At 69.4% G+C, this 25,074-nt stretch carries 27 protein-coding genes; 19 read left to right on the top strand and 8 right to left on the bottom strand.

Going from position 1 to position 25,074, the window contains the following annotated elements; genetic code table 11:
- Positions 1-331: 331 nt before the first annotated feature.
- Positions 332-826 (bottom strand): helix-turn-helix domain-containing protein, encoded by a 495-nt coding sequence (locus ACFYWX_RS01995; RefSeq protein WP_389422042.1) that lies wholly within the window; start codon positions 824-826, stop codon positions 332-334.
- A 683-nt stretch (positions 827-1,509) separates the two neighbouring features.
- Here ACFYWX_RS01995 and ACFYWX_RS02000 point away from each other — a divergent pair.
- The 10 genes from ACFYWX_RS02000 to ACFYWX_RS02045 all read left to right on the top strand — a co-directional run bounded on the left by ACFYWX_RS02000 (position 1,510) and on the right by ACFYWX_RS02045 (position 9,968).
- Complete coding sequence (locus ACFYWX_RS02000) at positions 1,510-2,385, top strand: helix-turn-helix domain-containing protein (protein WP_389422043.1); 876 nt, start codon at positions 1,510-1,512, stop codon at positions 2,383-2,385.
- Positions 2,386-2,387: 2 nt separating this feature from the next.
- On the top strand, positions 2,388-3,104 hold the full coding sequence (locus tag ACFYWX_RS02005; RefSeq protein WP_107446592.1) for a hypothetical protein: 717 nt from the start codon (positions 2,388-2,390) through the stop codon (positions 3,102-3,104).
- A gap of 161 nt (positions 3,105-3,265) precedes the next feature.
- Positions 3,266-3,907, top strand: coding sequence for a WhiB family transcriptional regulator (locus ACFYWX_RS02010; protein ID WP_389422165.1), 642 nt, complete (start codon positions 3,266-3,268; stop codon positions 3,905-3,907).
- A complete protein-coding gene (locus tag ACFYWX_RS02015; RefSeq protein ID WP_389422044.1) occupies positions 3,904-5,454 on the top strand; it encodes a hypothetical protein in 1,551 nt (516 codons plus the stop codon). Before ACFYWX_RS02010 ends, ACFYWX_RS02015 begins: the two co-directional genes overlap by 4 nt.
- Positions 5,451-5,642: a hypothetical protein gene (locus ACFYWX_RS02020; RefSeq protein ID WP_055493674.1), complete on the top strand. Its 192-nt coding sequence runs from the start codon at positions 5,451-5,453 to the stop codon at positions 5,640-5,642. Before ACFYWX_RS02015 ends, ACFYWX_RS02020 begins: the two co-directional genes overlap by 4 nt.
- Before the next feature lie 87 nt (positions 5,643-5,729).
- Positions 5,730-5,966: a hypothetical protein gene (locus ACFYWX_RS02025; protein ID WP_107446590.1), complete on the top strand. Its 237-nt coding sequence runs from the start codon at positions 5,730-5,732 to the stop codon at positions 5,964-5,966.
- A complete protein-coding gene (locus ACFYWX_RS02030; protein ID WP_307047195.1) occupies positions 5,963-6,589 on the top strand; it encodes a plasmid mobilization protein in 627 nt (208 codons plus the stop codon). Before ACFYWX_RS02025 ends, ACFYWX_RS02030 begins: the two co-directional genes overlap by 4 nt.
- On the top strand, positions 6,586-8,328 hold the full coding sequence (locus ACFYWX_RS02035; RefSeq protein ID WP_389422045.1) for a relaxase/mobilization nuclease domain-containing protein: 1,743 nt from the start codon (positions 6,586-6,588) through the stop codon (positions 8,326-8,328). The genes ACFYWX_RS02030 and ACFYWX_RS02035 overlap by 4 nt, the downstream gene beginning before the upstream one ends.
- Before the next feature lie 424 nt (positions 8,329-8,752).
- On the top strand, positions 8,753-9,196 hold the full coding sequence (locus tag ACFYWX_RS02040; RefSeq protein WP_389422046.1) for a hypothetical protein: 444 nt from the start codon (positions 8,753-8,755) through the stop codon (positions 9,194-9,196).
- Between the two features lie 79 nt (positions 9,197-9,275).
- Positions 9,276-9,968, top strand: coding sequence for a hypothetical protein (locus tag ACFYWX_RS02045; RefSeq protein ID WP_107446588.1), 693 nt, complete (start codon positions 9,276-9,278; stop codon positions 9,966-9,968).
- A gap of 89 nt (positions 9,969-10,057) precedes the next feature.
- Here ACFYWX_RS02045 and ACFYWX_RS02050 read toward each other — a convergent pair whose 3' ends face one another.
- The 4 genes from ACFYWX_RS02050 to ACFYWX_RS02065 all read right to left on the bottom strand — a co-directional run bounded on the left by ACFYWX_RS02050 (position 10,058) and on the right by ACFYWX_RS02065 (position 12,320).
- Positions 10,058-10,462, bottom strand: coding sequence for a hypothetical protein (locus ACFYWX_RS02050; protein ID WP_061334554.1), 405 nt, complete (start codon positions 10,460-10,462; stop codon positions 10,058-10,060).
- Positions 10,463-10,742: 280 nt separating this feature from the next.
- Positions 10,743-11,561: a DUF317 domain-containing protein gene (locus ACFYWX_RS02055; RefSeq protein WP_061334552.1), complete on the bottom strand. Its 819-nt coding sequence runs from the start codon at positions 11,559-11,561 to the stop codon at positions 10,743-10,745.
- Positions 11,562-11,576: 15 nt separating this feature from the next.
- The gene (locus ACFYWX_RS02060; protein ID WP_061334550.1) at positions 11,577-11,867 is read right to left on the bottom strand and encodes a hypothetical protein; all 291 of its coding nucleotides are present in this window, start codon (positions 11,865-11,867) and stop codon (positions 11,577-11,579) included.
- Between the two features lie 81 nt (positions 11,868-11,948).
- Positions 11,949-12,320, bottom strand: a complete 372-nt coding sequence (locus ACFYWX_RS02065) for a DUF317 domain-containing protein (RefSeq protein WP_057608361.1) — start codon at positions 12,318-12,320, stop codon at positions 11,949-11,951.
- Positions 12,321-12,655: 335 nt separating this feature from the next.
- Between ACFYWX_RS02065 and ACFYWX_RS02070 the strand changes: the two genes are divergently transcribed.
- The 6 genes from ACFYWX_RS02070 (at position 12,656) to ACFYWX_RS02095 (ending at position 18,352) form a co-directional block, all read left to right on the top strand.
- On the top strand, positions 12,656-13,288 hold the full coding sequence (locus ACFYWX_RS02070) for a DUF2461 family protein (protein ID WP_389422047.1): 633 nt from the start codon (positions 12,656-12,658) through the stop codon (positions 13,286-13,288).
- A 305-nt stretch (positions 13,289-13,593) separates the two neighbouring features.
- A complete protein-coding gene (locus ACFYWX_RS02075; protein ID WP_185015068.1) occupies positions 13,594-14,454 on the top strand; it encodes an abortive infection family protein in 861 nt (286 codons plus the stop codon).
- Positions 14,455-14,962: 508 nt separating this feature from the next.
- Positions 14,963-15,967, top strand: a complete 1,005-nt coding sequence (locus ACFYWX_RS02080; RefSeq protein ID WP_389422048.1) for a DUF3800 domain-containing protein — start codon at positions 14,963-14,965, stop codon at positions 15,965-15,967.
- Positions 15,968-16,050: 83 nt separating this feature from the next.
- Positions 16,051-16,440, top strand: a complete 390-nt coding sequence (locus tag ACFYWX_RS02085) for a hypothetical protein (RefSeq protein ID WP_389422049.1) — start codon at positions 16,051-16,053, stop codon at positions 16,438-16,440.
- A 224-nt stretch (positions 16,441-16,664) separates the two neighbouring features.
- Positions 16,665-17,477 (top strand): bifunctional 2-polyprenyl-6-hydroxyphenol methylase/3-demethylubiquinol 3-O-methyltransferase UbiG, encoded by an 813-nt coding sequence (locus tag ACFYWX_RS02090; RefSeq protein WP_269654941.1) that lies wholly within the window; start codon positions 16,665-16,667, stop codon positions 17,475-17,477.
- 20 nt (positions 17,478-17,497) lie between these two features.
- The gene (locus ACFYWX_RS02095) at positions 17,498-18,352 is read left to right on the top strand and encodes an SDR family oxidoreductase (protein ID WP_389422050.1); all 855 of its coding nucleotides are present in this window, start codon (positions 17,498-17,500) and stop codon (positions 18,350-18,352) included.
- A 456-nt stretch (positions 18,353-18,808) separates the two neighbouring features.
- On the opposite strand, the gene ACFYWX_RS02100 is transcribed toward ACFYWX_RS02095, so the two are convergent.
- A complete protein-coding gene (locus ACFYWX_RS02100; protein ID WP_389422051.1) occupies positions 18,809-19,663 on the bottom strand; it encodes a GNAT family N-acetyltransferase in 855 nt (284 codons plus the stop codon).
- 572 nt (positions 19,664-20,235) lie between these two features.
- On the opposite strand from ACFYWX_RS02100, the gene ACFYWX_RS02105 reads away from it, so the two are divergent.
- Together ACFYWX_RS02105 and ACFYWX_RS02110 are read left to right on the top strand one after the other, a co-directional pair.
- On the top strand, positions 20,236-20,568 hold the full coding sequence (locus ACFYWX_RS02105; protein WP_389422052.1) for a PCC domain-containing protein: 333 nt from the start codon (positions 20,236-20,238) through the stop codon (positions 20,566-20,568).
- Positions 20,568-21,503 carry a phosphotransferase family protein gene (locus ACFYWX_RS02110; protein ID WP_389422053.1) on the top strand — a complete coding sequence of 312 codons (936 nt, stop codon included), beginning with the start codon at positions 20,568-20,570 and terminating at the stop codon, positions 21,501-21,503. The genes ACFYWX_RS02105 and ACFYWX_RS02110 overlap by 1 nt, the downstream gene beginning before the upstream one ends.
- A gap of 597 nt (positions 21,504-22,100) precedes the next feature.
- Here the strand turns inward: ACFYWX_RS02110 and ACFYWX_RS02115 are convergent.
- Entirely contained in the window at positions 22,101-23,282 is a 1,182-nt protein-coding gene (locus ACFYWX_RS02115) for a hypothetical protein (RefSeq protein WP_269653661.1), read from the bottom strand.
- 69 nt (positions 23,283-23,351) lie between these two features.
- Positions 23,352-23,591, bottom strand: a complete 240-nt coding sequence (locus ACFYWX_RS02120) for a hypothetical protein (protein WP_159059656.1) — start codon at positions 23,589-23,591, stop codon at positions 23,352-23,354.
- A 142-nt stretch (positions 23,592-23,733) separates the two neighbouring features.
- Here ACFYWX_RS02120 and ACFYWX_RS02125 point away from each other — a divergent pair, with 142 nt between their 5' ends.
- Positions 23,734-25,059: a hypothetical protein gene (locus ACFYWX_RS02125; protein ID WP_389422054.1), complete on the top strand. Its 1,326-nt coding sequence runs from the start codon at positions 23,734-23,736 to the stop codon at positions 25,057-25,059.
- Positions 25,060-25,074 lie beyond the last annotated feature (15 nt).

Here is a 25,074-nt window from a genome sequence, read left to right on the forward strand (position 1 = left end):
CAGTTCGTGGAGGTGCAGCGGGCGCCCACGTCTGACCGCCAGCTGGCGGCATACTTCATCCACCGCGTAGGGGTCGGATATTTCGATTCCCCGCAGTTGCTCCTCGCACCGTCGCCTCAGCTGCGCTTCTTTTCGCGCATAGCGCCGATTGAACATGAACGAGATCCTTGCTGTGATCCCCGAGCAAGCGCAGTACGCAGTTCTTACTCGACTCTTACTCACCGGCACACGAGAATTCCCCGCGGCCAAGCGGAGCTTTACACAGCCCCGCCGAGCGACCAAGAGGATCTTGAAGGCATATCCGTCAAAACGGGATAGCGGGTGAGGGAGGTCACGTTACTGAGGGATTATCAGGCTTATCAAGGCCCTCTAGTCGACGCGCCTGTTCAATTACCGTCGTGATCATTTTGAGGCTGTCGGCCGAGAGTCCATTGGCTCGCATCGCGAGCCCTCGCACCCTGCTGTCCCCCACTGCCGCGATCAGCTCCATAGAGGCCCGGATCTTCTCGGACTCCTCGGCGTCGAAGTCAGGGAAGAAGTATTGGGGCGTGACATTGAAGTGGCGCGCCAGCGCTTCGACGGTATTCACGGTCGGGTTCGGCTTGGCTCCGGAGCGTAGCTGCGAAATGGCGCTCTCCGAGACAGTGAGGCCGTCCGCCTCGCCGGCCTCGCGGATCGCGCGAGACACCTCCGCGTTGGTGTACCTCTTGCCCGTCGCCGGGTTCTTCACCGTTTCGAAGAGGTGGTTCAGCTTGTCGGCGAGGCTCAGCTGCCGACCGCCGGACGGCCCCGAGGGCACCTCCGCCGATCCGCTGGACTCGACCATCACCCGGCTCCTCCCATCTACGCCCTGAAGACCTGACGATACTCCAGTGTTGATGTGAGACCAACCCGCGAGACGGAACACTACGGTGTTGACAGGCGGGGATCACTTTGGCGTATGTTCCAGCCACGGCAACACCAAAGTGTTGCAACGTCGGAGGAGGCGGCAGAGCGCATCGCTCCCTGCGGCTCGCCATACCCCTAGGCCCGAGGACCGCTCATGAGGACCCGCCCCGCGTCGCGCTCGGCCGCGCGACTTCTACAGAGTTTAAGAACCAAGTCTGGATCTTGACGCAGGGTCGTGCGTATGTTCGTCGTCCGCCGGGCAGCCGGCCCGCACGACGAACGAGGAGAAGCGCATGCGCTCACTCCGGGCCTCGTAGGCCCGCATGACAGCGACGGCGTCCGAGAGGTGCGAACTCCCGGACGCCGAACGCTCAACGGCACAAACCGCCCCGGCAAGGGCGGAGATTGCCCACCATCACCACGCTGATCCCTTCCACGGGTCGCTTCAGCGTGGCAACACTGCAAAGGGGATTCTTGCATGCCTCCTGCCCTGCGCAAAAGGCCGAACTGCCTGGCCTGCGCGGCAGCCACCTTCGTCTCGGCGCCTTACCGCCCCGGCCCGGAGCACGCCATCACGGCCTCGGAAAGCCGCCGGTCCTGCCTCGTGAGCGGGAGCGGCCGATGAGCAGTGAAGCCCGCGAGTGGGTGTGGGAGCACAGCTCCAGCCGGGGGACCGCGCGTCTGGTCCTGCTGTCGATCGCCGACCGGGTCGCCGACGAGCAGTGCGTCTCCTGGGCCTCGCTGTCCAGCCTGGCCAAGCGCACGCGCGCTTCCGTCTCCACAGTGCGCGAGGCCATCGACCGCCTGGTCCACGCCGGTGAGCTGGAGCAGCTCGACGACTTCACCGGCCCGCAGCGCAGCACCGTCTATCGCCTCCCCCTCGCCGCCAAGGCCGTGGCAGAGACCGCGGAGGACGAGAATGCCGACCAGGCGGCCGAGGCCACGCTGACGCTCCGGATCTCGGCCCTGCGACGGTGCGGAATCCGCCCTCGTGAGGTGCCGGAATCCGCCGCGAGGGTCCGGAAACCGGCAGTACCGGAACCCGGCAGGTCCCGACGGAAACCGGCACCTCGACGTACCGGAAACCGGCACAGCGATGTACCGGAAACCGGCACACAGAACCGTAGTGAACCGGATTTGAACCGTAGGTACAGCAGTGGTGGTGCTGGCGTCATCTCGGCTGCCGAGTGGCAGGTCGACCCAGCCACCCACACCTGGACCCGCCAGCAGGGACACTTCGACCGCCTCGGCGAGCAGGGTCTGCAAGCTGCCGACGCGAAGTGGCGTGCCCACCGGGCCGCCTTCAAGCCGAGACCGGCGGATGCCTGGGCTGCCGACTGGCGCTCCTGGGTTGCCCGAGAGCACGCCCCAGGTCGCCCGAACCTCTACGCCGTGCCCGGCAAGGGCCCCGCCGTGCCGGGCGGCATGACGCGGGCCGAGGCCCACACCGCCGCCCTTCTCGCCGCCCTCGACGAGCCGACCGGAACGGAGGGCTGACCGTGGACCGCCGCGAAATCGCCGCCCTGCTGGCCTACATCGGCCGACTCGACCCCCGCACCATCCGAACCGACCAGGGCGAGGCCCGCGACCAGCTCGCCCAGTGGCACGAGCTGCTCGGAGATGTGCCGATGGCCACTCCGCACGGGTGGGACGCCTGCGTCGCCGCCCGCCAGCACATCCGCACCTCGCCGTACCAGATCCTGCCTGCGGACGTGGCCCGTCCCTGGGAGAGCTACCGGCGCGACCGCCTGGCGCGGCACTCCGATCCCACGCCGTCCGTCGACCCGGACGACCAGGCCGCCTGGACCGCCGAGCTGGTCGGCACCCGCCGCGCCGTCGCCGCCGGCACCGCGCAGCCCGCGCAGGCCCGGGCTATCACCAGCGGTCGCGGCGGGATCGACCCGAAGCTGGAGGCGCGGCTGCGGGAGATCGGCTCCTGCATACCGCCTGCGGCCCGAGCCGCCCTCGCGCCCTACCGGCCCGCCCGAGCAGCCCGCGAAATGGCCGTCGCCCTGGGGCAGCCCGACGCCCTGAGCGTCCGGTGCGAGTGGTGCCTGGCTCCGCCCGGCGAGCCGTGCCGTCGCCGCCGGATCGGCCCCGACGACGGGGTACGTACCACTGCCCCGCGCGCCACCCCACATCCCGGCCGCCTCGACCTCGCCGCCGCCCAGCAGGCCCATCAGACGGAGCAGGTCCAGCAACCCGCGATGGCCTGACCGGCGCATCCGGGGCGTGCATCCCGTCCGGTGCACCGCTGCCCAACCCCATCGTCCCGCCCCGGGTGCGGCGCACGCCCGCGCACCGCAGCCGGCACCCGACGCCGCGCCCGCCGAGCACCGCCCCGGTCGGCCGACGCGGCAGCACATCGGAGATCACCTTGCGCCACATCACCACCCACGACGCGCCGGCCACCGGCCTGCGCGGCATCGGAGACACAAGCTGGCACACCCGCGGAGCGTGCCACGGCATGGACGTCGAGGACGCCGACGCCGTCTTCTTCCCCGGGCCCCGGGACCACGAAGACATCGCCGAGGCGACGGAGCTGTGCGGCTGGTGCCCGGTACGCCGCGACTGCCTCGACTTCGCCCTGGAGAACGTCCTCAAGGAGGGCATCTGGGGCGGCCTCACCGAAGCCGAGCGGCGCCCCCTGCACGACGGACTGCACCGGCGCCTCGACTACCGGCGCGTGACGGCCTTCTTCCAGGGACGCGACGTGCACCTGACCGAGGCCGAGCGGCAGGTCGTCATCGACCACGCCTACGTACGCGGCTGGCGGCCCGACCGGCTCGCCACAGCCCTACAGATCAGCCACAAGCACGCCCGAGACCTGCTGCGGCAGGCCGCCAACAAGGTCTTCGACCGCGACCGCACCTACGGCGTGCCGCGGCCCAAGAAGAAGCGGAAGAAGACCACCCCGGCAACAGGCAGCCCCGCGCCCGCCGCACCTGGCACACAGCAGCCGGTAGCCCGCCCGGCGGCGTCGACTCCGGCGCACGCCCCTCTCGGAAAGGCCGCATGACCCACCCCGTCCTCGCCCTCAGCGCCGCTCCGGACCTTCCTCTCCTCCTCACCGTCGGTGTGCCCGCCGCCCTCGTGCTGGTGCTGGCCGCCTGGACGATCCGGCGCCGGGGTACGCGCCCGCAGAAACGTCTCGGCGGTCCGGCGGTCAAGGTCGCTGCCCTTGCTGCCCTCGGCTGCACCGCCTACAGCGCCGACACCTCGTGGCGCTTCGCCGCCGACTACCTCGACATGGCCGGAACCGCCGAGCGAGCCGGCATGTTCGCCGCGGCCGAGCTGGCGCTCTTCGCGACCGCGCTGATGGCACGCCAGAACCTGGCCACTCAGGGTGCTCCTGGTCTGCCGGGCACCCTGGTCTGGGTGATCACCGGAGTGCAGGTGATCCCCGCCTACGCCGAGAGCGGCCCCATCGGCGGCACAGTCCGGGCCTTCGTCGGGCCCGTCATGGCGGCGATGTTGTGGCACCTCGCGATGGGGATCGAGCTGCGCCTTCGCACCCCGGGCGCCGCCTCCCACGGACTGATCGCCGTCCTGGGCCGGGAGGCACGCGAGCGGCTCCTGTCCCGCCTCGGCATCGCCGCGCGAGACCGCGACGCCGCACAGATCACCCGGGACCGGGCCACCACCCGCGCGGTCGCCCTCGCCGCCCGCCTCGCCGAGCGCACACCCGAGCAGCAGCGGAGCTGGCGCGGCCGACGGCTCACGCGGCGCCTGTCGAAGGCGGTCGGCAGGGCCTCGGTCGGCACCGACCCCCTCCAGCGCGCGAACCTGCTCGACCAGCTCGCCGCCCGCCGGCACGCACTCGCGCTCGCTACGGTCCCGCTGCCCTCGCCCTGGTCCCCGGTACAGAGCACCGCAACGGCAGCCACGGTCCCCTCGCAGTCGGCCTCGAAGGCGCCGGTCCCCGTAGCCGGTCCCCACGGTCCCGACGAGTCGGACGGGGGCACGGGACCGAGCGCCCCGTGGGGACCGGTCCCCGAGCTTGCGGGCTCGAAGACGTCGGCAGGCGCGGGGACCGAAGGCGAGAACGCGGGGACCGGGGTGGGGACCGAGGCCCGAGAAGCAGGCGCGGTCCCGGGGACCGGTCCCGCCAATCCGGAAGCCTCGGAGGGGGACGCCCGAGGCGTGGGGACTGAGCGCCTGACGCGAGAAATAACTGCTCAGGGCCCTGATTCACGTCGGGGACCGACCGACACCGACACGGGGACCGAGCCCACCGGGGACCGGGGACACAACGTCCCTCTCCGGCGGAAGACGACCGCGAAGACCAGGACGAAGAACAAGGGGAAGCTCGGCCGGTCCCGCACCCCGCAGATACAGCGCCCGCCACGCGAGCTGGAGCAGTCGGTGGACCAGCTCGTCCAGCAGGTCCGCCCCCACGTCCCCGCCCTGCTCGAACGGGACGGCAACGAGTTCGTCACCCGGGTCCAGCTGCGGGAGATCCTCCGCCGCGAGGGCCTGAAGGGCGGCCGGAACGACCGGCTGAGCCTCGTCCTCCAGGAACTGCGGAGCGACGACACCACGAAGACAAGGAGCACCGCCCAATGAAGACCTGCCACCAGTTCGACACCGTCCGTGCGGAGTACGAGCGGGAGATCGGCTTCATGCTCGCCCACTCCAAGCGGCACGAGGGCAGGCCGGCGGCGAAGTCCAGCGCAAAGCAGGCTGCCTCGACGAAGCAGCGGATGGCCCGGGCGCTCAACAGCCACGTCGGGCGCTGCCCCGAGTGCGGCTGAATCGTCAAAGCCCCAGCTCAACGCCCCTACCTGCAACGGGTGGCCCGGCTCCGTGCCGGGCCACCGCCCCGCTTAAGGAGGCAAGCCGTGATTCCGCGTCCCCCTCGTCCATCCGAGCCCAACGCCGCCGAGGCCAGCGCCTGGGCGGACGTCTTGGTCCGCCGGCGACTCCTGCACGCCGCCGTCCTCGCGCCGAACGGCCAGTGGCTCGTCCAGGACCGGCCCGACGGACCCGTCCGCGTCCTCTTGGGACCGGCCGACGTCGTCGCACTGGCCGCGACCATCCAGCACCACACCCGCACCATGAGGCCCGAAACCCGATGACGAACCCCACCCAGAACGGCACCACCCCGGAACCTGATCTCGACTCCAACTCGGTCTCGGGGCGAGCAAGTTGGGGCGGAAGCGTAGCTTCCGCCAACCCCGCCCCAAAGTGGGACGGGGAGGACCTGCACCGGGGGGCGCAGGTCCAGGAGGCTTCGACCGAGGGCGGATCGAAGCCGGGACAGGAGAAGAAGCCGACCGAGCGCCGCAGCCACCGCGAGCGTGCTGTGCGCGCTCGTCAGCGTCCGCGTCAGCCTCGCGCCACGAAGCGCCTGCACCAGCCCAACACTCGTTTCAACGAGGAAGAGTTCGCGCTGATCAAGTCCGCCGCCGCCCGATGCAACCTGTCCGTCGCCGGATTCCTCGCCCGCGCCGCGCTCGCCGCAGCCCGCGACCTCGACCGAACCAGCGCCGAGATAGCCGACGAACGCGAAGTGATCACAGCCCTGTTCGACAGCCGGCGTCGGCTCGGCTGGGCCGGCAGCAACCTCAACCAGGCGGTCAAGGCACTCAACTCCGGCGCGGACGCTCCCCAGCTCGATGCGGCCGTCGCCGCCGTACAGCGGGCCGCCGACACCGCGCATGCAGCCGCCACACGCCTGATCGAACGCCACGGCGCATGATCCCCAGCGTCAACAACGCCGGATCAGAGACCTTCGGTCTCCTCAAATACCTCTACGAGACCGGCAAGTACGAGGACCACACCGACCCCCATCTCGTGGCCTCCTTCGACGGCATGGCCCCCGACCCCGGCCGTGACCCGAACGCCACCCTCAAGGACCTGCAGCAGCTCCTGGACCAGCCCGTGATGGCCCTGCCGAAGCACGCGCGTCCGGCCAAGCACGTGTGGCATACCTCCGTGCGCGCGACGGCGGACGACCGGATCCTGTCCGACGAGGAATGGGGTGAGATCGCCCGGCGGATCGTGGCCGCCACCGGCATCGACCCCGGCGACGGGCAGCCTGGCTGCCGCTGGGCAGCCGTACGACACGCCGACGACCACATCCACATCGTCGCCACCCTGGTGTGCGAGGACGGCAGCCACCCCGACGACTTCCGCTCCGGCAAACGCGCGCAGGCCGAGTGCCGCCTCATCGAGAAGGAACTCGGCCTCCACCAGGTCGCCCCCGGCGACGGCACCGCCGCCCAGCGACCCACCAGCGCCGAACGCCACAAGGCCGAACGCCAGGGTCGCGAGCGCACCGCCCGCGAGGAGCTGCGCGAGACGGTACGGCGCGCGGTATCCGGTGCGAGGAGTGACAAGGAGTTCTTCGACCGGCTCGCCGCTGCCGGCGTCCTGATCCGTAAGCGCGCCGCGCCCTCCGGAGACCTCCTCGGATACAAGGTCGCTCTGCCCGACGACCTGAACAAGGACGGCGAGCCGGTGTTCTACCCCGGCGCGCGCCTGGCCCCCGACCTGTCGCTGCCCCGCATCCGGGAGCGCTGGTCCGGCGACACCGGGACCGAGCCAACGTCATGGAAGGAGGACACGGTCCGTACGGGGCCTGGCGCCCCGGCCTCCGCCCGCCGCGGGACGGCATCGGCTGCGTGGCAGGCCGTGCTCATCGTCGAGCACGGCGACGACGCGGTCGCCGCCGCCCACATCGCCGCCGCCGGCGAGGTCCTGGACGCGCTCGCGAAGACCTCCGCCGCACACACCCGCCGCGAACTGCGAGACTCCGCAACAGCGTTCGAGCGGGCCTCCCGCTCCCACGTGCGCGCCGTACGCGGGCACGACCGCGCGCTGCGGCAGGCCGCCCGCGACCTCGTCCACGGCGGGCCCGCCCTCGGCCGCGGTGAGGACGGTGCCACCACCGCGATGGCGATCGACATGCTGTTCTTCCTCATCACCGCCGCCGCCCACTGGCACGCGAGAAAGGGCCATGCCCAGCAGGCCGAAGCCGCCGCCCAGGCGGCCGGGCACCTGCGCACCGCCTACCGGGCCGCCGCCGCTCAGCCGCTCGGCGTGCTCTACCAGCGAGGCCGACGTCTGAGCCGGCCGGTGCTCCAGCGGCAGACCGTGCTGCTGCGCGAAGCGCTGCCGGGGCTCGCCGAGCGGATCCTCGCCGAGCCCGGCTGGTACGCCCTGGCCGCGACCATCGCGGAAGCCGAAGCCGCCGGCCACGATCCGGCCGCTCTTCTGTCCGCCGCGGTCGGGCGTCGTGAACTCGACACCGCGGAGTCGGTGAGCGACGTGCTGGTGTGGCGGATGCGGCGGACGGCCGATCTGCCCGCCGACGCCTCGCCCCTGTCCGAGAGCGGCACCGCTGGGGTCCAGCCCCCAACGCACAGGACGGCACCCCAGACTTCCGCGCCAGGCCGCGGCCGCAGCGGGGAGGAGACATCGGGCAAAACCCGGTGAGCCCTGCCAGCCGGGGTGCAGCCTCAGCGCACGACCAGGAGCAGGCGCACCGCCACCTCCCCGCTCGCGTGCCACAGCATGGCCGTACGCCACAGCGGACCCCGGCGGCGTTCAGGCCCGCGTTGTGGGTCACGGGCGCTACGCACACTCAGGAGGAACGCAAGGGCGCAGGTGCGGCGACTCGAGCCAGTAGGCGACGCGAAGTTGGGCGGTCGAAGCCGACGTGACGTGTTCGGGCACGCCGAGGGGACATCACTCATCCGCTCGAGACACGCGCCGTGCCCACTCGTCATCCGCGCCCCCAGGAGGCGGAAACCGCCTGATGACCTGCCCGAAGGCGACTGTGGACTTTGTGAATTGAAACCGCCAGGGGCGTAAGGCACGATCATGAAGCGAGCAGGACGAGGCACAGGAGGACGCCAGGGTGTTTCAGCGAATACGCCGCCGGGCCAAGGAGCCCAGCGAGGAACAGCGCCGGTTCTTCGAGCTGTCGGCGCGGCTGCAGAACGAGGTCCCGCCCGGGATCGGGGTGCCGCCGGCCGAGCCGGAACACATCGAGCCGACCGCGGTGGTGGACGACTTCCTTCCGCCGGAGTTGCGGGTACCCAGCCACGACCAGGTCGGCGGCACCATGATGCCGTGGAAGCAGCCGCTCGTCCTCGACGGCGAGATGGTCGCCTGCGCCGAGTGCGGCGCGTACCGGGACTGGCTCATCCTCTCCACCCGCGACCAGATCTGGCTGCGGTGCCGGGTCGGCCACCAGGAGCAGGAAACCCGCCTCGACACCGCCTGGTTCAACCGGAACCGCGGACCGGCGGACGCGACGCATGCCACGTTCGAGGAATGCCTGCGCCACCTCGGGCACTGACCTCCACTCCTACGACCCCGCCGGGCCCGCGGGCCCGCACTGACCACCCGTCGTCCAGCACCAAGGGGTCAGTTCCGTCATGCGCGTTCGCGTCGCCACCACCGTCCTCGGCATCACCGCCGCCCTCCTCACCGTGTCCGCCTGCTCCACCGACACCACCGGCGCCAAGCACGCCACCGCCGCCACCGCTCGGACCGGGTCGCCGGCCGACACAACCCAGGCTGCTCCGCTCACGTCGGCCGCGCTGGAGACGCGCCTGCTCGACCAGAGCGACCTCGGCAGCGGCTACCTGCGCAAGCCGGAGCGCCTCACCCAGCACGACGACGTCACCGTCAACGGCTGTCCGGCCCTGAGCGAACTGGGCGGCGACGCGGCCACCGGCGCCACGCTCACCTTCCCCCGCAAAGCGAAGACGGCCTTCACCTACGGCGGCAGCTCCTCCGAGATCTCCGAGGAGTTGTACAGCGACGGCGCGAACAAGCTGTCCGACGGCATCGGCCGGATCTTCGACGCCATGACCGGATGCCATACCTACCAGGTCGTCGCGGGCGGCACCCCGATCGACATCGCCTCGCAGAAGCTGCCCGCGCCCCACGGCCTCGGTGACGAGCAGTGGAGCCAGCTCCTGACGTTCTCCGCCGGAGGACGGAGCACCGTGGTCAAGCAGACCGCGATCCGCGACGGCAGCCTGCTGCTGATCGTCTCCGGCTCCCCGGCCCTCGTCGACCGCCACCTCGACAAGGCCCTCACCAAGGCCACGGCAGCCAGCTGACCGACCTCGACACACTGCTGCCCCCGACCAGGACGGTCGGGGGCAGCAGTGCTGTGCTTGTTCCGCTTTGACGGACACCAGTGCGGTGGTCAGGCTGCGGTTCCGTACATCCACCGGCGAACCACGGTGTAACCGTCAGGAAGCTCGTTCCCCGTCAACTCCCTATACCTCGCCTTGGCCTCTTCGCTGGCGTGCTGACCGGGAGGGAGCCTTCGGAGGAAGGGGTCGCGGTCAGGGGCAGGCGAGGACTGGCGAGGCTGCTCCGTAGCTTCATCGTCGGAGGCCGGTTCGTAATCCGCGATGTCCTCGACCTCATGCCTTGTGGAGCCCTGCCTTGCGAGGTAAGCGACCACGGCCAGACTTACGCTCAGAGTCACGCCGCCCATGACGCGGATCTTCGGCTTGTGCTTCGCGTACCAGCTCTTCGACTTCTCGTCAGAGGGCGCGGGCTCGCCATCTGCGGGAGTGCGTTCACCGGGCGTGGAGTCGTCCATGTGCACACATCTATCGGACCCAGCCGCTACCTGTCAGGCAATCAACCGACATCACCCGATCCGCTTCAATACACCGAGCAGACCCCCGCTTCACCGCACTTCCCCGCCTTGGGGCCGGAGACGATCACCGGTGCCGGGCAGGCCCGACACCCTGTACTCGTCGCCCCGGTCGCCGTCCTCCGACTCGATGGCTCGCCCGAGCCCCGGAGGGAAATACCAGAAGCCCGGCCCCTGTTCGGGGACCGGGTTTCTTCCGTCTGGTTAGGTGCGCCGTCGATGGCTAGGCCGGCGCCCGCAGCAGTCGCTCCCGGGTGGCCTCGGGCAGCACCCGGCGCAGGACCGGTGCGGTCGAGCTGAGGGAAGTGGCGAAAGCTGCCACGAGGTCGTGCGGGGCGCTGGCTCCGAAGGAGGCCGCCCACAGGCAGGGGGCGCCGAGCGCGGGCTCGGCCCATGCCTGCCATCCGACTGGTCCTGGCTCGTCGGCCTCGGTCGTCAGGGCGCGCGGGTCGGCGTCCTGGATGAGGGGCGGTACCTCGCCGAGGCTGATGTGCGAGGTGAACGTCGGGTCTGTCGCTGCCGCGTCGGGCTGGTCGATGTCGCGGAGCCAGCCGTGTGCGGCTACGGCGTCGAGGACCAGTTCGGGTCCGGCGAACGGCACGGCGGGCTGGTCTCGGGCGTCGAGCGCGACGAGGAAGTCGGCCACAGCCTCGCCTGGGACGTCGGTGGTGAAGTAGCACGACCACGACGCGAGCGGGCTGCTGGTGTCCGCGCGGGCGGAGATCTGCCAGGCGATCGGCAGGTCTCCCAGGTGGAACGGCTCGTCCGCCAGGCTCCACTGCGCCCATCGGAGGGTGTCGGAGCTGATGTGCAGAACGGTGCTGCGCAGGACCTGGCGGTCCTGGGGTTCCTCGTCCGGCTCATGACGTCCGCGGACAATCGTCAGGCTCGTCCAGCCCAGACCGGAGAGCGTGTCGGCAACGCCGTCGTAGAGGCACCCGTCGTCACCGGCCAGATGCCGGGGGCCGACCCAGAACGCGGGCTGGCCGCCGGGCGGAATGGACGGGTCGGGCGGGAAGTCGGGGTACAGGGGCGCCTCCAAGGGGTCGGTGCGGGTCTAGTTGCCGCCGGCACGGCGGCGGGGGCGGCGCGGGGGTGCCTGGACGGGGCCCTGCCAGGTCAGGGCGATGGCGACCTCGGGCGGCAGATGTCCGAGCTGTGCGTCCTCGTCCCGCCCCTCGGCGAGGTAGACGACGGTCCGGCCGGTCTCATCCACGGACTGCACGACCTGCGCCAGGCGGTGCGCCATCGGAAAGAAGGGGTTCATGGCCTGTCGGACCGGAGTATCCCGGTCGCAGGCGGACAGCAGGTCGATGAGATCACCGACGGTCATCTCCGGGGTCGTCACGAACAGCCTCCTGGGGTGAGCGGAAACAGTGAGCGGTGAAAAGGGCGGGGCCCGACATCTGACCGGCCGCCCGGGCGAGAACTACTCGTGGGCGCGCTGTCGTACACGACGTGAGGTCTCCAGCACACGCGCCACGGCGGCGGCGACGATGTCGGCCGGCGTCTCGATGTCGAACGACAGGTGGTAACCACGCACCTTGGCCGTGCCGGACACAGCGATCTTCCATCCCTCACCGTCCGTACCGGGACGGCCGAGCGGGAACCAACCGAGGTAGAACCGGCCGTCCTTCGAGCTGACGTGCACGTCCGCACGGTCGTCCACAATCAGGTGGAAGTCCTCTGCGGAGAACTGGTCCATCACCAGCGTGGGCTGGCCGGGTCCGAGCTGCCACTCACGCAGCCGCAGGGCTTCAACGGTGGTAGCGAAACCGGAGCCCACGGGCGCTACGGTCACGGGCAATCACCTCTCTGACCTGGGGTTTCTTGCAAGGTCGTCTAGGTTGACATGCCCTCACGCACGTTGGCCAGTCATTCCGCGATCTTTCCTGTCTGCCCCCGGCGAACTGCTGTCCTTGGACAGTGTGTGGGATCTCAAGTTCGGCTGCACAATCTCACCGCCCGCTTCATTTCGACTGCACGCTCCGTGCTTCTCGACGAACTCGCCCACCGCGCACGGCGCATCCAACTGGTCGGCGAGGCCCACCTCAGCACCTCCCACCTTGTCTGGGGTTATTCCCTGCCTGTTTCACTCTCCGAGCACGCGGATCATGGGTGAGCTATCCTCCGCGCATGCGTGGACAGTTCACCGGCTGGCCGGAGCAGGCCATGGATGTGTTGTGGCAGCTCCAGGGTGAACCGACTCACGCGATCCGGGAGCGCCACCGCGCGGACCGCGAACGTCTGGTCCGGCAGCCGATGATCGCCTTGCTCAACGAGGTCGCGGACACCGACCCCCGGTACGAGGACTTCTCCGTCTGGCACTACCGCACCGACTCCTGGTGGTGGCAGCACCAGGGCGCGGTGATCCGACTCGGCCGCAAGATCGAGATCGGTCTCCGGTTCGCCCTGGACGGCCTGCGGATCCAGGGCGCCTGGTGGTATCCCGATCCCGGCCAGGTGGACATGTTCCGCAAAGCCGTGGCCTCCGAGGGGAGCGGCCGCGAACTGTCCGCCATCGTCGAGGACGTGCGGAATAAGGGCTACGACATCTCCGGGGACGTGATGAAACGCCCCCCGCGCGGCTATCCGACGGACCACTCCCGTATGGACCTGCTGCGCCACCGTTCGCTGATCGCCGCCCGCCCCCTCGGCTGCGAGGAGTGGCTGCACACTCCCGAGGCGGTCGAACGGGTCCTCTCGGCCGCCGCCGACCTGGACGCCCTCCTGATGTGGCTGGTCCGCCACGTGAAGCGCGCCGCCTGACATCACCTCGGCCAGGGGGGATGGCGCGGTCGAAGTCGGGCCCCGGAGAGCACATCTGACTGGAGTTTGGGAATGCCGGCGCGGACCGAGGCGATGCCCCCACGCAGCGCGATGTTGCGGTCGAGCATCCGGGCAGTTCCCCCTCCATACGGCACCCCACACAGCCGACCGCTCACGACCAACGGCCACCCAGTGGCCGATCAGCCGCAACCAGAGGCTAGTTGGTCGGACGGGCGCGGCATGGATCAGACGTCACCTTGGGAAAAGACAGTGACGGTGTCAGGGTCTGCTCCTATCTTCAGACCATGACCGTCACCGCACGGCGGGAGCTGGTGAGCCCGGCGACCCGCAACGCCTTCCGCTCTCTGGCCACGGACCTGACGGTCCGGATTGTCGCCGAACTGTGGGAGGACCACGGGTTCGCGCCCATCCCGCCAGATGAGCTGAAGTACCAGGACTCAGGCCAGCGGCGGACTGAATTCATGCTCTACGCGGAGGGCGTGGACTGGTCGGATCCGAACCAGGTTCGACGTGTACTCCTGGTCTTCGAGGACTTCATCCGCGCGTACCGGAACCCGGACGATCAGGGAACTCCTAAGTGGCTTGACGACATCAGGGTCCGCTTGGAGCGGGATGGCTTCACTCTCGATAAGGAGGGGAGGATCTCTTGGTCCAACCCGCCAGTGCTGGTCCGCGACCTCAGCACCCTGAGCGACGCCTCCGGCATCACGATCGAGTTGGAGCGCATTCGGAGGGACCTGACCACCGATCCCCATGGGGCCATCGGCGCGGCCAAGCAGCTCATCGAGGCAACGGCGAAGACCGCTCTTGGGGAGCTGAACATCGAGGTCGACCGGAACGCGGCGCTCCCAGCCCTGATCAGCACGGTCCAGAAGGCGCTGAAGCTCGACGCTGGCTCGGCTCCTGATGGGCCGGACGGCAGCAAGGCCGTGAAGAGAATCCTTTCGGGCTCGGTGAACATCGCAGTCGGCGTCGCCGAACTGCGCAACCAGGGCTTCGGCAGCGGTCACGGTCAGGCGAGCGCACCGTCTGGGCTTGGAGTGCGTCATGCCCGCCTGACGGTCAATGCTGCCGTGACCTGGTGCGAGCTGATCCTCGACACGCTCTCGGACCCCGCCGCGCCGTGGCGCAAGACCAAGGTCTGATCACTTCGCGAAGGGGGCCAGATTTCGGGGTGGAGCAGATCGCGCCACCCCGCAGGCGTGACTTCAGCCCGCCAACTTGGACCTCCCGCCCACCGGTCCCGGCGGGCCGACTACACCTTGAGGAAATGCCCCTGCCGTGAGACGGACCGGCTGAGCCATCAACTTGAGACAGCGTAAGAGCTGCTGGTCAGCAAGGACGGCCCGTACCACGAGCCGCGAGATCCTACACAGTGAATCCAGTCGTCCGCCCCGCGCTGACCTGCGGCGACTAACTTGATTGACAAGGGCGTTGGTGTGGCCGTCCACGCTCACCAACGCTATGACCTGCGACGACTACGTTGGATGGCAAGGAACTCCACGGACCTGGTTCGATGTCGGCGGACAACTGCTTCCCCTGTGGCTATGTTCACCGGTCGGCACGATCGAGGTTGAGGGGATAGCCGACCGCCGCGGGTGCCAGCGCCGACTGCGGCTGGCCCGCCCCGACGCTGGCGGGCATCCTCCATACATGTCCGCTTCACCCATGGAGCGCCCCGTCGTTTACGTCGACGAGTCCGCCAACTCGGGCCAGAACCTCCTCGACCCGCACCAACCTGTCTTCACGGTGGCCGGGATTCACCTCCCTGACTACCTCGCCGCCTCCATCGTCGACGAGGTCCGTGGGCAGCTCCCGCGCAATCTGCGCGAGCCGAAGTACACGTCGTTGGCGGGTTCCAGCGGCGGACGGAAGGCGCTGATGAACGCCTTCGCGCGCCTGCCCGAGGGGAGCGTGCGGACGTACCTGGTCCACAAGCGATTCATGGTGATGACCAAGATGGTCGACGTCATCGTGGAACCCATGGCGCACCGGGACGGCTACAACCTGTACGAGGGGAAGGAAACCCTCGCCCTGGCGAACATGCTGCACCTGGCCGGCCCGGTCATGGGGGATGCGGACGCCTACGACCGGATGCTCCAGGCGTTCGTGAACTGGGTCCGGCAGAAGGCCACCACCGACGAGCTGTACGCGGCCATAGTCGCCCTCAAGACCTCCGTGCAAAGCCAGCAGTTCGCCGAGTACGTGGAGGTCCTGGAATACGGCCGGCCCGTCGCTGACGAGACCGCAGCGGAGATCGCATCCCAGGGGCATCGGGACGAGCTGGATCCGGCTATCCCAAGCTTGTACTGCCTCGCCACCACGTTCGGTCAGACCCTGGGCAAGTTCCGCCTGGTGCACGACGCATCGAAAGTAGTCGACCGCAACACCACCCGCCTGCACACCGTGCACTTCCTCCCCGATCCCGCGCGGCCGGGCGAGTTCATGAACCCCTTCATGGGCGGCATCGAGTTCGCGGACAGCAAGGACCACCCGCAGCTCCAGGTGGCGGACTGGGCTGCGGGCGCGACGCGCCAGTGGGCGCAGTGGATGGCAGGTGGCGGCGGGGACCAGTTCTCCCGCGGCCTGGAGCCGGTTGTCCGACCCTGGCTCATCGACGGCATATGGCCGGCTCCCGCGGAGGGCTCAGAGACATGATGGCGACGAGGGGTGCCTGCAGGATCTGAACAGGCTCCCCTGAAGTCGGAGTCGCCCTTGGACCACACCACCAGGAGGAACCAGTGTCATACCCGCAACTGCTCACCCCCGAGGAGAAGCTCGCCGACGCGAAGAAGCTGTTGAGCCTCCCGCATATCGTCGTGATCTGTGGCTCCACCCGCTTCATGACCGAGATGAACGAGGTCGATCTGCGGGAGACCAAAGCCGGAAAGATTGTCGTCAAACCGGGCTTTGATATGAAGTCGCCGCACGAACTTTGGTCCGATCCTGGCGAGGCCGAGGCGCTGAAGGTTCGGCTCGACGATCTGCACCGGGCGAAGATCCGGCTCGCTGATGAGGTGCTCGTAGTCGGCGACTACATCGGAGACAGCACCCGGGCCGAAATCGCCTACGCCCGGTCGCTGGGCAAGCCCGTGCGGTTCACGCACCCCGAAGTCAACTTTGACGCCTGACCGCCCGCTGCCACCTCGACCACCAGGGCCGGCAGCCCGCCGCCTGACCGTCTCGCGGTGACTTCGGCCGCCACCCACCCCACACCCTCCGCAGGCATCCCCTGGCACTGTGGCAGCGGCGGTGGGGGCCGGACCGTCACAGGGCTCCGAAAATCAAAGTGATCACTTCCTGGTCTCCCCTACTCTGCCGGACACCGGCAGCCCCTCCTGACAAGGACGGTCCGATGACGAGCAACCCCGCCGTGCGCCCGGAGATCATCGACTTCTACAGCCGGTCCGACGAAGCCGCACGGCTGCAGACCACCGCCACAGGCACCCTGGAGTTCGCGCGCACCCGCGAGTTACTGCGCCGCCACCTCCCACCGGCACCGGCCCGCGTGCTCGATGTCGGCGGTGGTCCCGGAACGCACGCCCGATGGTTGGCCGACGACGGCTACACGGTGCACGTCGTGGACCCCGTCCCCAAGCACGTCACCCAGGCAGCCGCCATCGACGGCGTGACGGCCGAGCTGGGCGACGCCCGCTGCCTCACCGCCGCGGACAGGACGTACGACGTCGTTCTGCTTCTCGGCCCGCTCTACCACCTCCACGACAAGACCGACCGGATCTCCGCGCTGACGGAGGCGGCCCGCGTGGCCCGGCCTGGCGGGCTCATCGCCGCGGCGGCGATCTCCCGCTATTCGCCCCTCCTCGACTACATCGCGACCACCGGTATCACCGAGTCCGCGATCCAGGACGGGGTCCGTGACACCCTGGCCCGGGGCCGCTACGCCGGACAGCGCGGCTTCACCGTCGCCTACTTCCAGACCTCCACCGAGCTGCGCGCGGAGGTCACGGAGGCCGGTCTTACCGACCCCAGCCTCTACGGAATCGAAGGACCCGGCTGGGTGGCGGTCAAGGCCATCGAGAAGTACACCAGCGCCAACCTCATGGGCACGGACATGTACGAAGCGGCCCTCGCCGCGGCCCGCATCGCGGAACCGCACGCGGCCCTCACCGATGCCTCTGCCCACATTCTCGCCATCACCGGGCCCTGACCGATCTAGGGTGTCGCCTCATGACGCTGCTGATCGTAGGTGGGTCCGGGTTCCTGGGCACCGAGCTGGTCCGGCAAGCTGTATTGGCGGGGCGCCCGACAGCCGCGACCTATACGACCAGGCCCGGCAGTGCTCCGGGGATTACCTGGCGCAGTCTCGACCTGCGGGATCCAGGGAGCGTGGAAGCGGCCGTGGCCGAGGTGAACCCTCGCGTCATCGTCAATGCGTCGAGCGGCGGGGCCGACTGGGCAGTCACAGCCGAGGGACCCGTCCGCCTCGCGATCGCCGCGGCGAAGGCCGGAAGCAGAATGATCCAGGTCTCCACCGACGCCGTCTTCTCCGGCAAGAGCCACGTTCCCTACGACGAACACTGCAGGCCCGACCCCATCACCCCGTACGGAGCGGCGAAGGCCGCCGCGGAAACGGTGCTGCTGCTTCATCCGGACGCCGTCGTGGCCCGCACCTCGCTGATCATCGGCGACGGCCAGTCCGAGCAAGAACGCACCGTCCACGCACTGGCCACCGGCACCCGCGATGGCGTCCTCTTCACAGACGACTTCCGATGCCCGGTCCACGCGAGCGATCTGGCCGCAGCGCTCCTCGAACTCGCGTCGGGCCGCACGACCGGCGTCCACCACCTCGGCGGGAACCAGGCTCTCAGCCGGCACGAGCTGGGCGTGCTCATCGCCCGACGCGACGGACTCGACGCATCGCGACTGCCCACCGGCCTACGGGCCGACAGCCCCCTGCCCGGGCCCCTCGACGTCCGCCTGGACAGCCGCTCGACACAGCGCAAGTTGCGCACCACGCTGCGCGGCGCGCACCAGTTCCTCGCCCTGGGACGGCCTCACCAACACCCTTGCCAATCAAGTTAGTCGCCGCAGGTCAGCGCGCAGGGCTTCGGCGAAGTCCGCTGACGTCTGTTTCGTGATCATGTGAGCCCGGGGAGCTGAAGGGGTCGGCTCGGGTTTCGATAGTCGTGGCGGAGGCCAGCGGCGATGTTGGTGACTCCGTCCCCCTACCGCCTACGCCGAAGCCCTGGGTACATGACGGCTGCGTGCAGGGCGGCCCGACCGAGCTTGCGCTCATTCCCTACAACTGGAAGCTCTACCGCGATCACGAACGACTCTCGGCTCCTCGGTCGACGCTGGCCCTGTCGGGAGCTGCGTGGCATTCGCTGCGCAAGTCGCGGATCTGGTGTCCTGCGCCGCAAGTTCGTCGAAGAAGTCCAGCGCGGTTCGGCGGAGAAGTCCCCTGCTGAGAGATGTGTTCGCTGTGGTGCCCGCCACGGGGCGCTCCGGAGTTCTTCGCCGGATCTCTGGCGCGGCATGCTAGAAGTCGTACAGCGCGAAGTCAGTAATCGGGCGGTAGCCAATCCGCTGATAGAGGCCGTTGCTGGTGGGGTTGGCCAGGTCCGCGAACAGCAGGACCTCCGCCGCGCCTGCGGCTAGAGCGGCCCGGCTCACCTCGACTGTCGCGGCGCCGGCGTAACCGCGACCGCGCAGGTGTGCCGGGGTATAGACGGGGGCCACCCGGATCTGGCCCGCGACCATGGGGGTCCTGCCCGCCATGGAGACGGGGGTGCCGTCCGGGGTTTCCCAGAGCGTGACGCGTTCGTGGGCGATGCGCGTGTCCGCCCACGAGCTGTTGTCCGCAGAGGGGGTTCCTCCGATGTCGGTGACGAACTCGCGGTGCCAAAGCATGAGTTGCTCGCGGTCCTGCTCGCCCGCGACTCGCCCCCGGCCCTCAGGGAACGGTTCTGGTGGCGTGAGCGTGCCCAAGCGGTACAGGCGCTCCCGCTCGTGCAGCGTCGGTATCGCGCCCGTGCGCCGCTGCCAAGCCTCTGCGAAGAAGCTGGCGGTGTCGTGGTCCGCGTTGACGCCGGGGAGGGGATGGCCGAGGCCGGCTAGTTGAGCGGCGAGGCTGTCGGCCTCTTCGGGGGTGAGGGGGGTGAGGGTCAGGCGGCGGGGCGGGGTACGGAAGAAGGTCGCACGGACCTCGCCCGCCCGTTCCAGCAGGCCGAAGATGGGGGCGTCGGCGCCGTACGCGTCCGCCCCGCGCGTACGCAGTGCCTCGGTCACCGTCAGCGGGACGGTGTGCAGGGCGGGACGCGACTGCAGGAAGTCTCCGGCGCGAGCGAGAAAGTCGTCGAGGTCTTCGGTGAGGTGCCAGTCATCCGGACTCATGTCTCATGATCCCGCGTGCCGTCGGCGTGCGCCCGTGGTTTTCCGCTGGGAGGGGCGCGAACACGTCCGCCGTCGAGGGGGCTTCGGCGCCGACACCTCGCTGGACTTCTTCAACGCACTCGTGGGGCGGGACATTAGCTTGATCTTTGATCACGGGCATCGGACCAGGACGAGGGAAGGCTTCGGCCATGCCTGGCCACGTCGTCCAGCGCGTTCCTCGCCGTGCCGAGGAACGCGTTGCGCACCGCTATGAATTCCATACCGGCCTCGTGCACGGTGTCACCCCCGTCGGCAGGGCCTGGTAACTCGCGTGCAAGTGTCCAGAGGTTTCGCTTCAAGGCGTCCGCCCCCTCAATCTCCCCTTCGAGACATCACTGCACGTCAGCGGGTGCTTTAGTGGACGGATACAAGCGGATTCCTCAGTCCCTTTCACCCAAGACACCACGCACCGCGCGGAGTTCCTCGCCACTCGCTTTGCGAGAGAGGCCCCTCGACCCCCGTGCCGCTGGCGCCCGCTGGTGCTCCTCAGTCATGCTGCGGGAGCTGAGCCCCATGATCGGACGGAGTCACGCGTGATCGTCTTTGAAGTCTTCTCCGGTGAGCTAGTCGACGGGTTGAGCCGCCAGGCCGCCGAGGCCGACATCACCGATGCGGCGATCGTCTCTTTGATCGGGGCCGCCAACTCCTTCACCGTCTCGACCATGCCCGAAGGCGACGCCCTCAAGGACAACATCACGAAGTACGACCTGCCCGGCGAGATGACCGGCACCGGCGAGATCCGCAACGGCTTTGTCCACCTCCACGTCGTCATGGGCGTCGAAGGCGACCGCGCCATCGCCGGACACCTCCACGAAGCCGTCGTCGGCACCCACTTCGCCCGCGCCTACGCCATCCCTATCGCCTAATGCCTGTACCGCCCACCAGCGGCCGTCTGCAATGGATTGACGTCCCCCCGCCGCTGCGCGCTCGCCTCGAAACCGCCCTCGGCGCACCCGTCACCGACGCGGTCACCCCGGGCGGCGGCTTCGGCCACCAGCTCGCCGCCACCCTCCGCCTGGACAGCGGCCGACGGGTCTTCGTCAAGGCCGCCCCCGACGACGACCCGCTCACTGCCGCCAACCTCCACGAGGCGGCCGTCCTCGACACTCTGCCGCGTGGCGCTCCGGCCCCGGACCTGCTGGGCATCCACCGCGCCGCCGACTGGACCGCCGTCGTCATCGCCCACCTCGACGGACCCCACCCGGACCTCTCTGCGGCCTCCGGCGACGCCGAACAGACTTGGGACCTGCTGGCCAAGCTCACCTCCAGCCCCGCCCCCGCGCCGTACACCGCGGCGGTGAGCGCCGTGCCCTCCACGGCGGCGGCCTTGCACGGCTGGGACGAGCTTGCCGCCGATCCGCCGGACGACCTCGCCCCCGCCGCCCGCATCCACCTGCCGCAGCTGGCCGAACTGGAAGCGACCTGGCCCGCCCTGGCCTGCGGCACCCGCATCGTCCACGGCGACCTGCGGGCCGACAACATGGTCCGCGACCACGACCAGGGTGTGACCTTCGTGGACTGGGCGCACGCCACCACCGGCCCGGCCTGCGTCGACGCCGCCTCCCTCGCGCCGCAGCTCGTCCTCGCCGGACACGCGCCCGCAGACATCGCCCGTCTACTCCGTGACCACCCCGCCACCGCCAGCAGTCCCGACACCACCACGGCGTTCCTCGCTGCGCTCACCGGCCACTGGCACCGCAACGCCCGCAGGCCCGCGCCCCCCGGCGCCCCCGGACTGCGCGCCTACCAACGCCGCGCGGCAGCCGCCGGCCTCGCCCTCCTCGGCTACCGCCTGCGTTGACACCTCACTCGTCACCGAGTTGCCCCCGTTGGACCTAATGGGGCTGACCGGTCGTGACGTGCGATGGCGCTCACCCCTCCTGCTTTGAGTGAGCGCCGTTCTCTAGTCCCTTTCACCCGAGTCACCAGTGCGCGTCGGCCGCCTCAATCGCAGAGCCGCGACAAGTGGTTCCCAGAGACCGTGGACCAGATGGGGAACAACGCGGTGTGTCCGTTCCTGGCGCGGGTCAAGACGACGTACAGCAGCTCGGAGCCAGTCGGGTACGGCTCCCCTTCGGAGCCCTGGAACTCGTTGCTTCCGAGGAACAAGATCGTGGTGTCGGCTTCCCGGCCCTTGGTCTGATGGAGGTTCATGACCTGGATCCGGGCCTGCCAGGCTGTCCCTGCCCCGACCAGCGCTTCGTCGCGTGCGCGGAGAAGCTCCTGCCCGGCCGCAGCAGCGTCGACGCTGCTGCGGCCGCTGGAGTGACGGAGGGCGACGCGCGTGCGGCGGGCCCACTGAATCCAGGTCTCCTGGCCGCGGGGCGGCCCCGACCGCGTTTTGGGCGTTTGACCGCCTCCGCGAGCCTCGCGACGTCGGGCCGGACCTGCGGCCTGTCTACTCCAGCAACTCTGATTGGATCCGGTCCCAGCTCGGCCGCGGGCTGTCGACCGGATGCACGATGGTGAGGAGGCGGCCTTCGAGGAACGCGTCGAGCCGGTCAGCCGTTGGAGAGTCCAGCCGGCGGCGCTGGGCCCTGTGGTCCAGGGGCAGGCGCTCTCCCAGGACGCCGAGCAGCACCTCTTGGCGTGCCGGGCCGACAGCATCGCCGCGGATCCACCGGCCGCGGACCTCAACGCCGGAGAACGTGCCGAGTGTGTCCTCACGGCCGAAGGACCGGTTCATGGCTGCTTCGACCAGCGGTTCGGCCCGCCTGATCGCCGCCTCAGGGTAGGCCCCGGCTCCATCGGCCGGACCCTCACCGCTGGACTCGGGTATGTCATCAGGCCAGTTCAGGAGGGGTTCCTCCGGTTCCAAGTTCGGGCGTCGGCGGGGATCGGGCCGGGGAACACGGAATCGCCAGGGAGTTGCGCCGCCCGGGGTGTCGATCCACCCAGTGCTGAGCCCGGCCGTGGCCGGGGAGTCGTCGGGGAGGAAGATGTCGACGTAGACGCCGCCCGTGCCGAGCCAGACCCAGCTCATGAAGTAGGCGTGATCGTCGTGGTCGACGGACCACTGCGCGAGCTTCTCCAAGCGGGTCTTCTGCGGCTGGGTGCCTTTGCCGGCAGGGAACATCTGTTGGTGGTCGCGGCGGCGGCCCCGCGCCTCTCCGGCGAGCGGACCGGCGGCAAGGTCGTACAGCAGGTCCGGCCGCACACCCTTCTTCGCGTAGGTGCCGACTAGTTTCCCGGGCAGGACGTCGAAGCTGCTGAGCCCGTTGGCCCCTGGCTCCCAGTCGAAAAGGGCCTCGCTGACAGCGGTCATCACCCCAAGGCCGGTGCACTCGCTGACGAAGCGCCGGATGTGGAGGGAGCTGGAGTCGAGGGCAAGGCAGTCGACCCCGAGCGGGCCAGTACCCGGGCTGCCGGCGATATAGCTGAGCAGGAGGCTGATCTCGTGGTCGCGCACACGCTGATCGACCGTCTTGCGCAGGTCGCAGGCAAGGGCGTTGATGTTGACCACAGCAGCCAACGACACCGGCAGAGAGCCCTGCCCGATCTCGACGGCCTGGACAGCGTCAGCGCCAGCCATGCCCTTCTCAACCGTGAAACGCCACACCCGGGCACGCACCGTACTCATGGGGGAAGCCTATGGCCGCCATCCGCCGGTGCGGACCTCTGGCTCCGTAGGACCCCGCAACGCGCTGGTCTACGCGGCATCCCCGATCGACACCGGGTGCCGGACAGCCTTCTTCACGTCCATCTCGACCGAGACCCGGTCCTTGCCCTCCGCCTTTGCGTACGCCGTCACCTTCATCTGGAACTCCGCGGAGGCGTCGAACCAGGGCTTCCACGACTCCGCGCTGTAGGGCAGGTCCTTGACCGCGTCGTTCGCCTCGACGGCAGCGCGCTCCAGGTCGATCAGGTCATCGAACGAAATAGCGGTCACGTCGAAGGATCCTACGTCCGGCCACGGCAAGGCCGGTCCCTCCCGTCCGTGGTCGGCGAGCCGAACCAATCGGGTTGCGCGGTCCCCTTTCCCTGCCCGATCCTTCTAGGTTCGCCACATTCACATCTGAAGGGCCGCACCGGTGACCTCGACGACCAACGACCCCCTCGCCGCGCTCCAGGCCGTGGACCCGCGCGTCCTGCATTTCACGCCGTTCGGCCTCGGCGGACCCATGCGGCCCCAGGACGCCGCGGACTATCAGCAGCGCCTGATCAGCAACCTGGTCCTCGCCGACGACGTGGCACAGACGACCCGCCAGAAGTTCGAGCAGCTGTGCGCCGGCTACGCCCACGGCCTGTTGTGCTACGACCTGTTCACGCTGGTCTCGGACGCCGCCAAACTTACGCTGGAGCAGGCGCTGCGGGACCGGTTCGCCGCCCACCACAACGGCACCATCACCGCCCGGAACCAGGCAGGCAGCGAGCGCCAGATCGCCTACACCAGCTATGCAGACTTCCACGATCAGTACAAGAGGCTCCGCAAGCCCGAGATGCGGATGGGCAGTTCGAACACCTGGACCCCGTTCAACGGAATGCTCGACGGACTGCTGAAGTGGGCGCGGCGAGAGGGCCTGCTGCGTGGCCAGCGAAACCGCGGGATCGAGAGGGCGAAGAAGAACCTGCGGAACGTCACCGCCCACGGCATGTTCCACCTCATCACTCCCGTCGACGTATACAGGGATCTGTCCGACCTCGCGGAGATCATCAACCATTTGTGGGGCCACGCGACACCGGGAGGCCGGCTCTACCCGGCACCGATCCCGCGCGACGTGGTCGCCATCCGGTGGAACACCACCACCGGCTCCGTGAGGGCCGGGCACGCAGCCCAGCTCGCCGACCAGCAGGAGCAAGAGGAGGAGGACGGATTCACCTTCGTACTCGTGCGCGCGGTCTTCTGGCCCGGGGAGCGAGAGGATCCCAATTTGATGGAGTACGACGCCCGGAACGCCACCACGCACTTTCCGGCGGAGTACCTGTGGGGCCCCGGCAGCCGCACGCAGGCCATCGCCTGGCTTGAGCAGGAAGCGCCCGAGCCGGACAGCTGCGACAGCCTGGACCAGGTCTTCGTGATCCGCGTCCACGACGACCGCATCCACCTTCCGATGTACCCAGGCGTCGCCGCGGCGCTCCTGCCCGCGGAGCAGCAGGGATCCTGGTACGCGGTCCGCGCCGACGGCCCGGCCGAGGTGTTCGCACACGCGCGCGCCGCGTCGACTGCCGCAAACGGGCATGACCGGACCGGAGAGTGCGAGCGGTGCCCTGTGGAAACCATCGCCAGCGGAGACCTCGTCACGGTCCTCCGAGCCGCGCGGGACGCCGGCGCCGACATCAGTCCGCTGACGACGCCCGACGTGCGCACCCCGTTCGCCGACCTGATGGCTCCCCGGTCGGTCGCCGCCTCGCCCTGACGTGAGAAGTCCCGC

The sequence above is a fragment of the Streptomyces sp. NPDC002888 genome, assembly GCF_042888465.1.
Classification (GTDB): domain Bacteria; phylum Actinomycetota; class Actinomycetes; order Streptomycetales; family Streptomycetaceae; genus Streptomyces.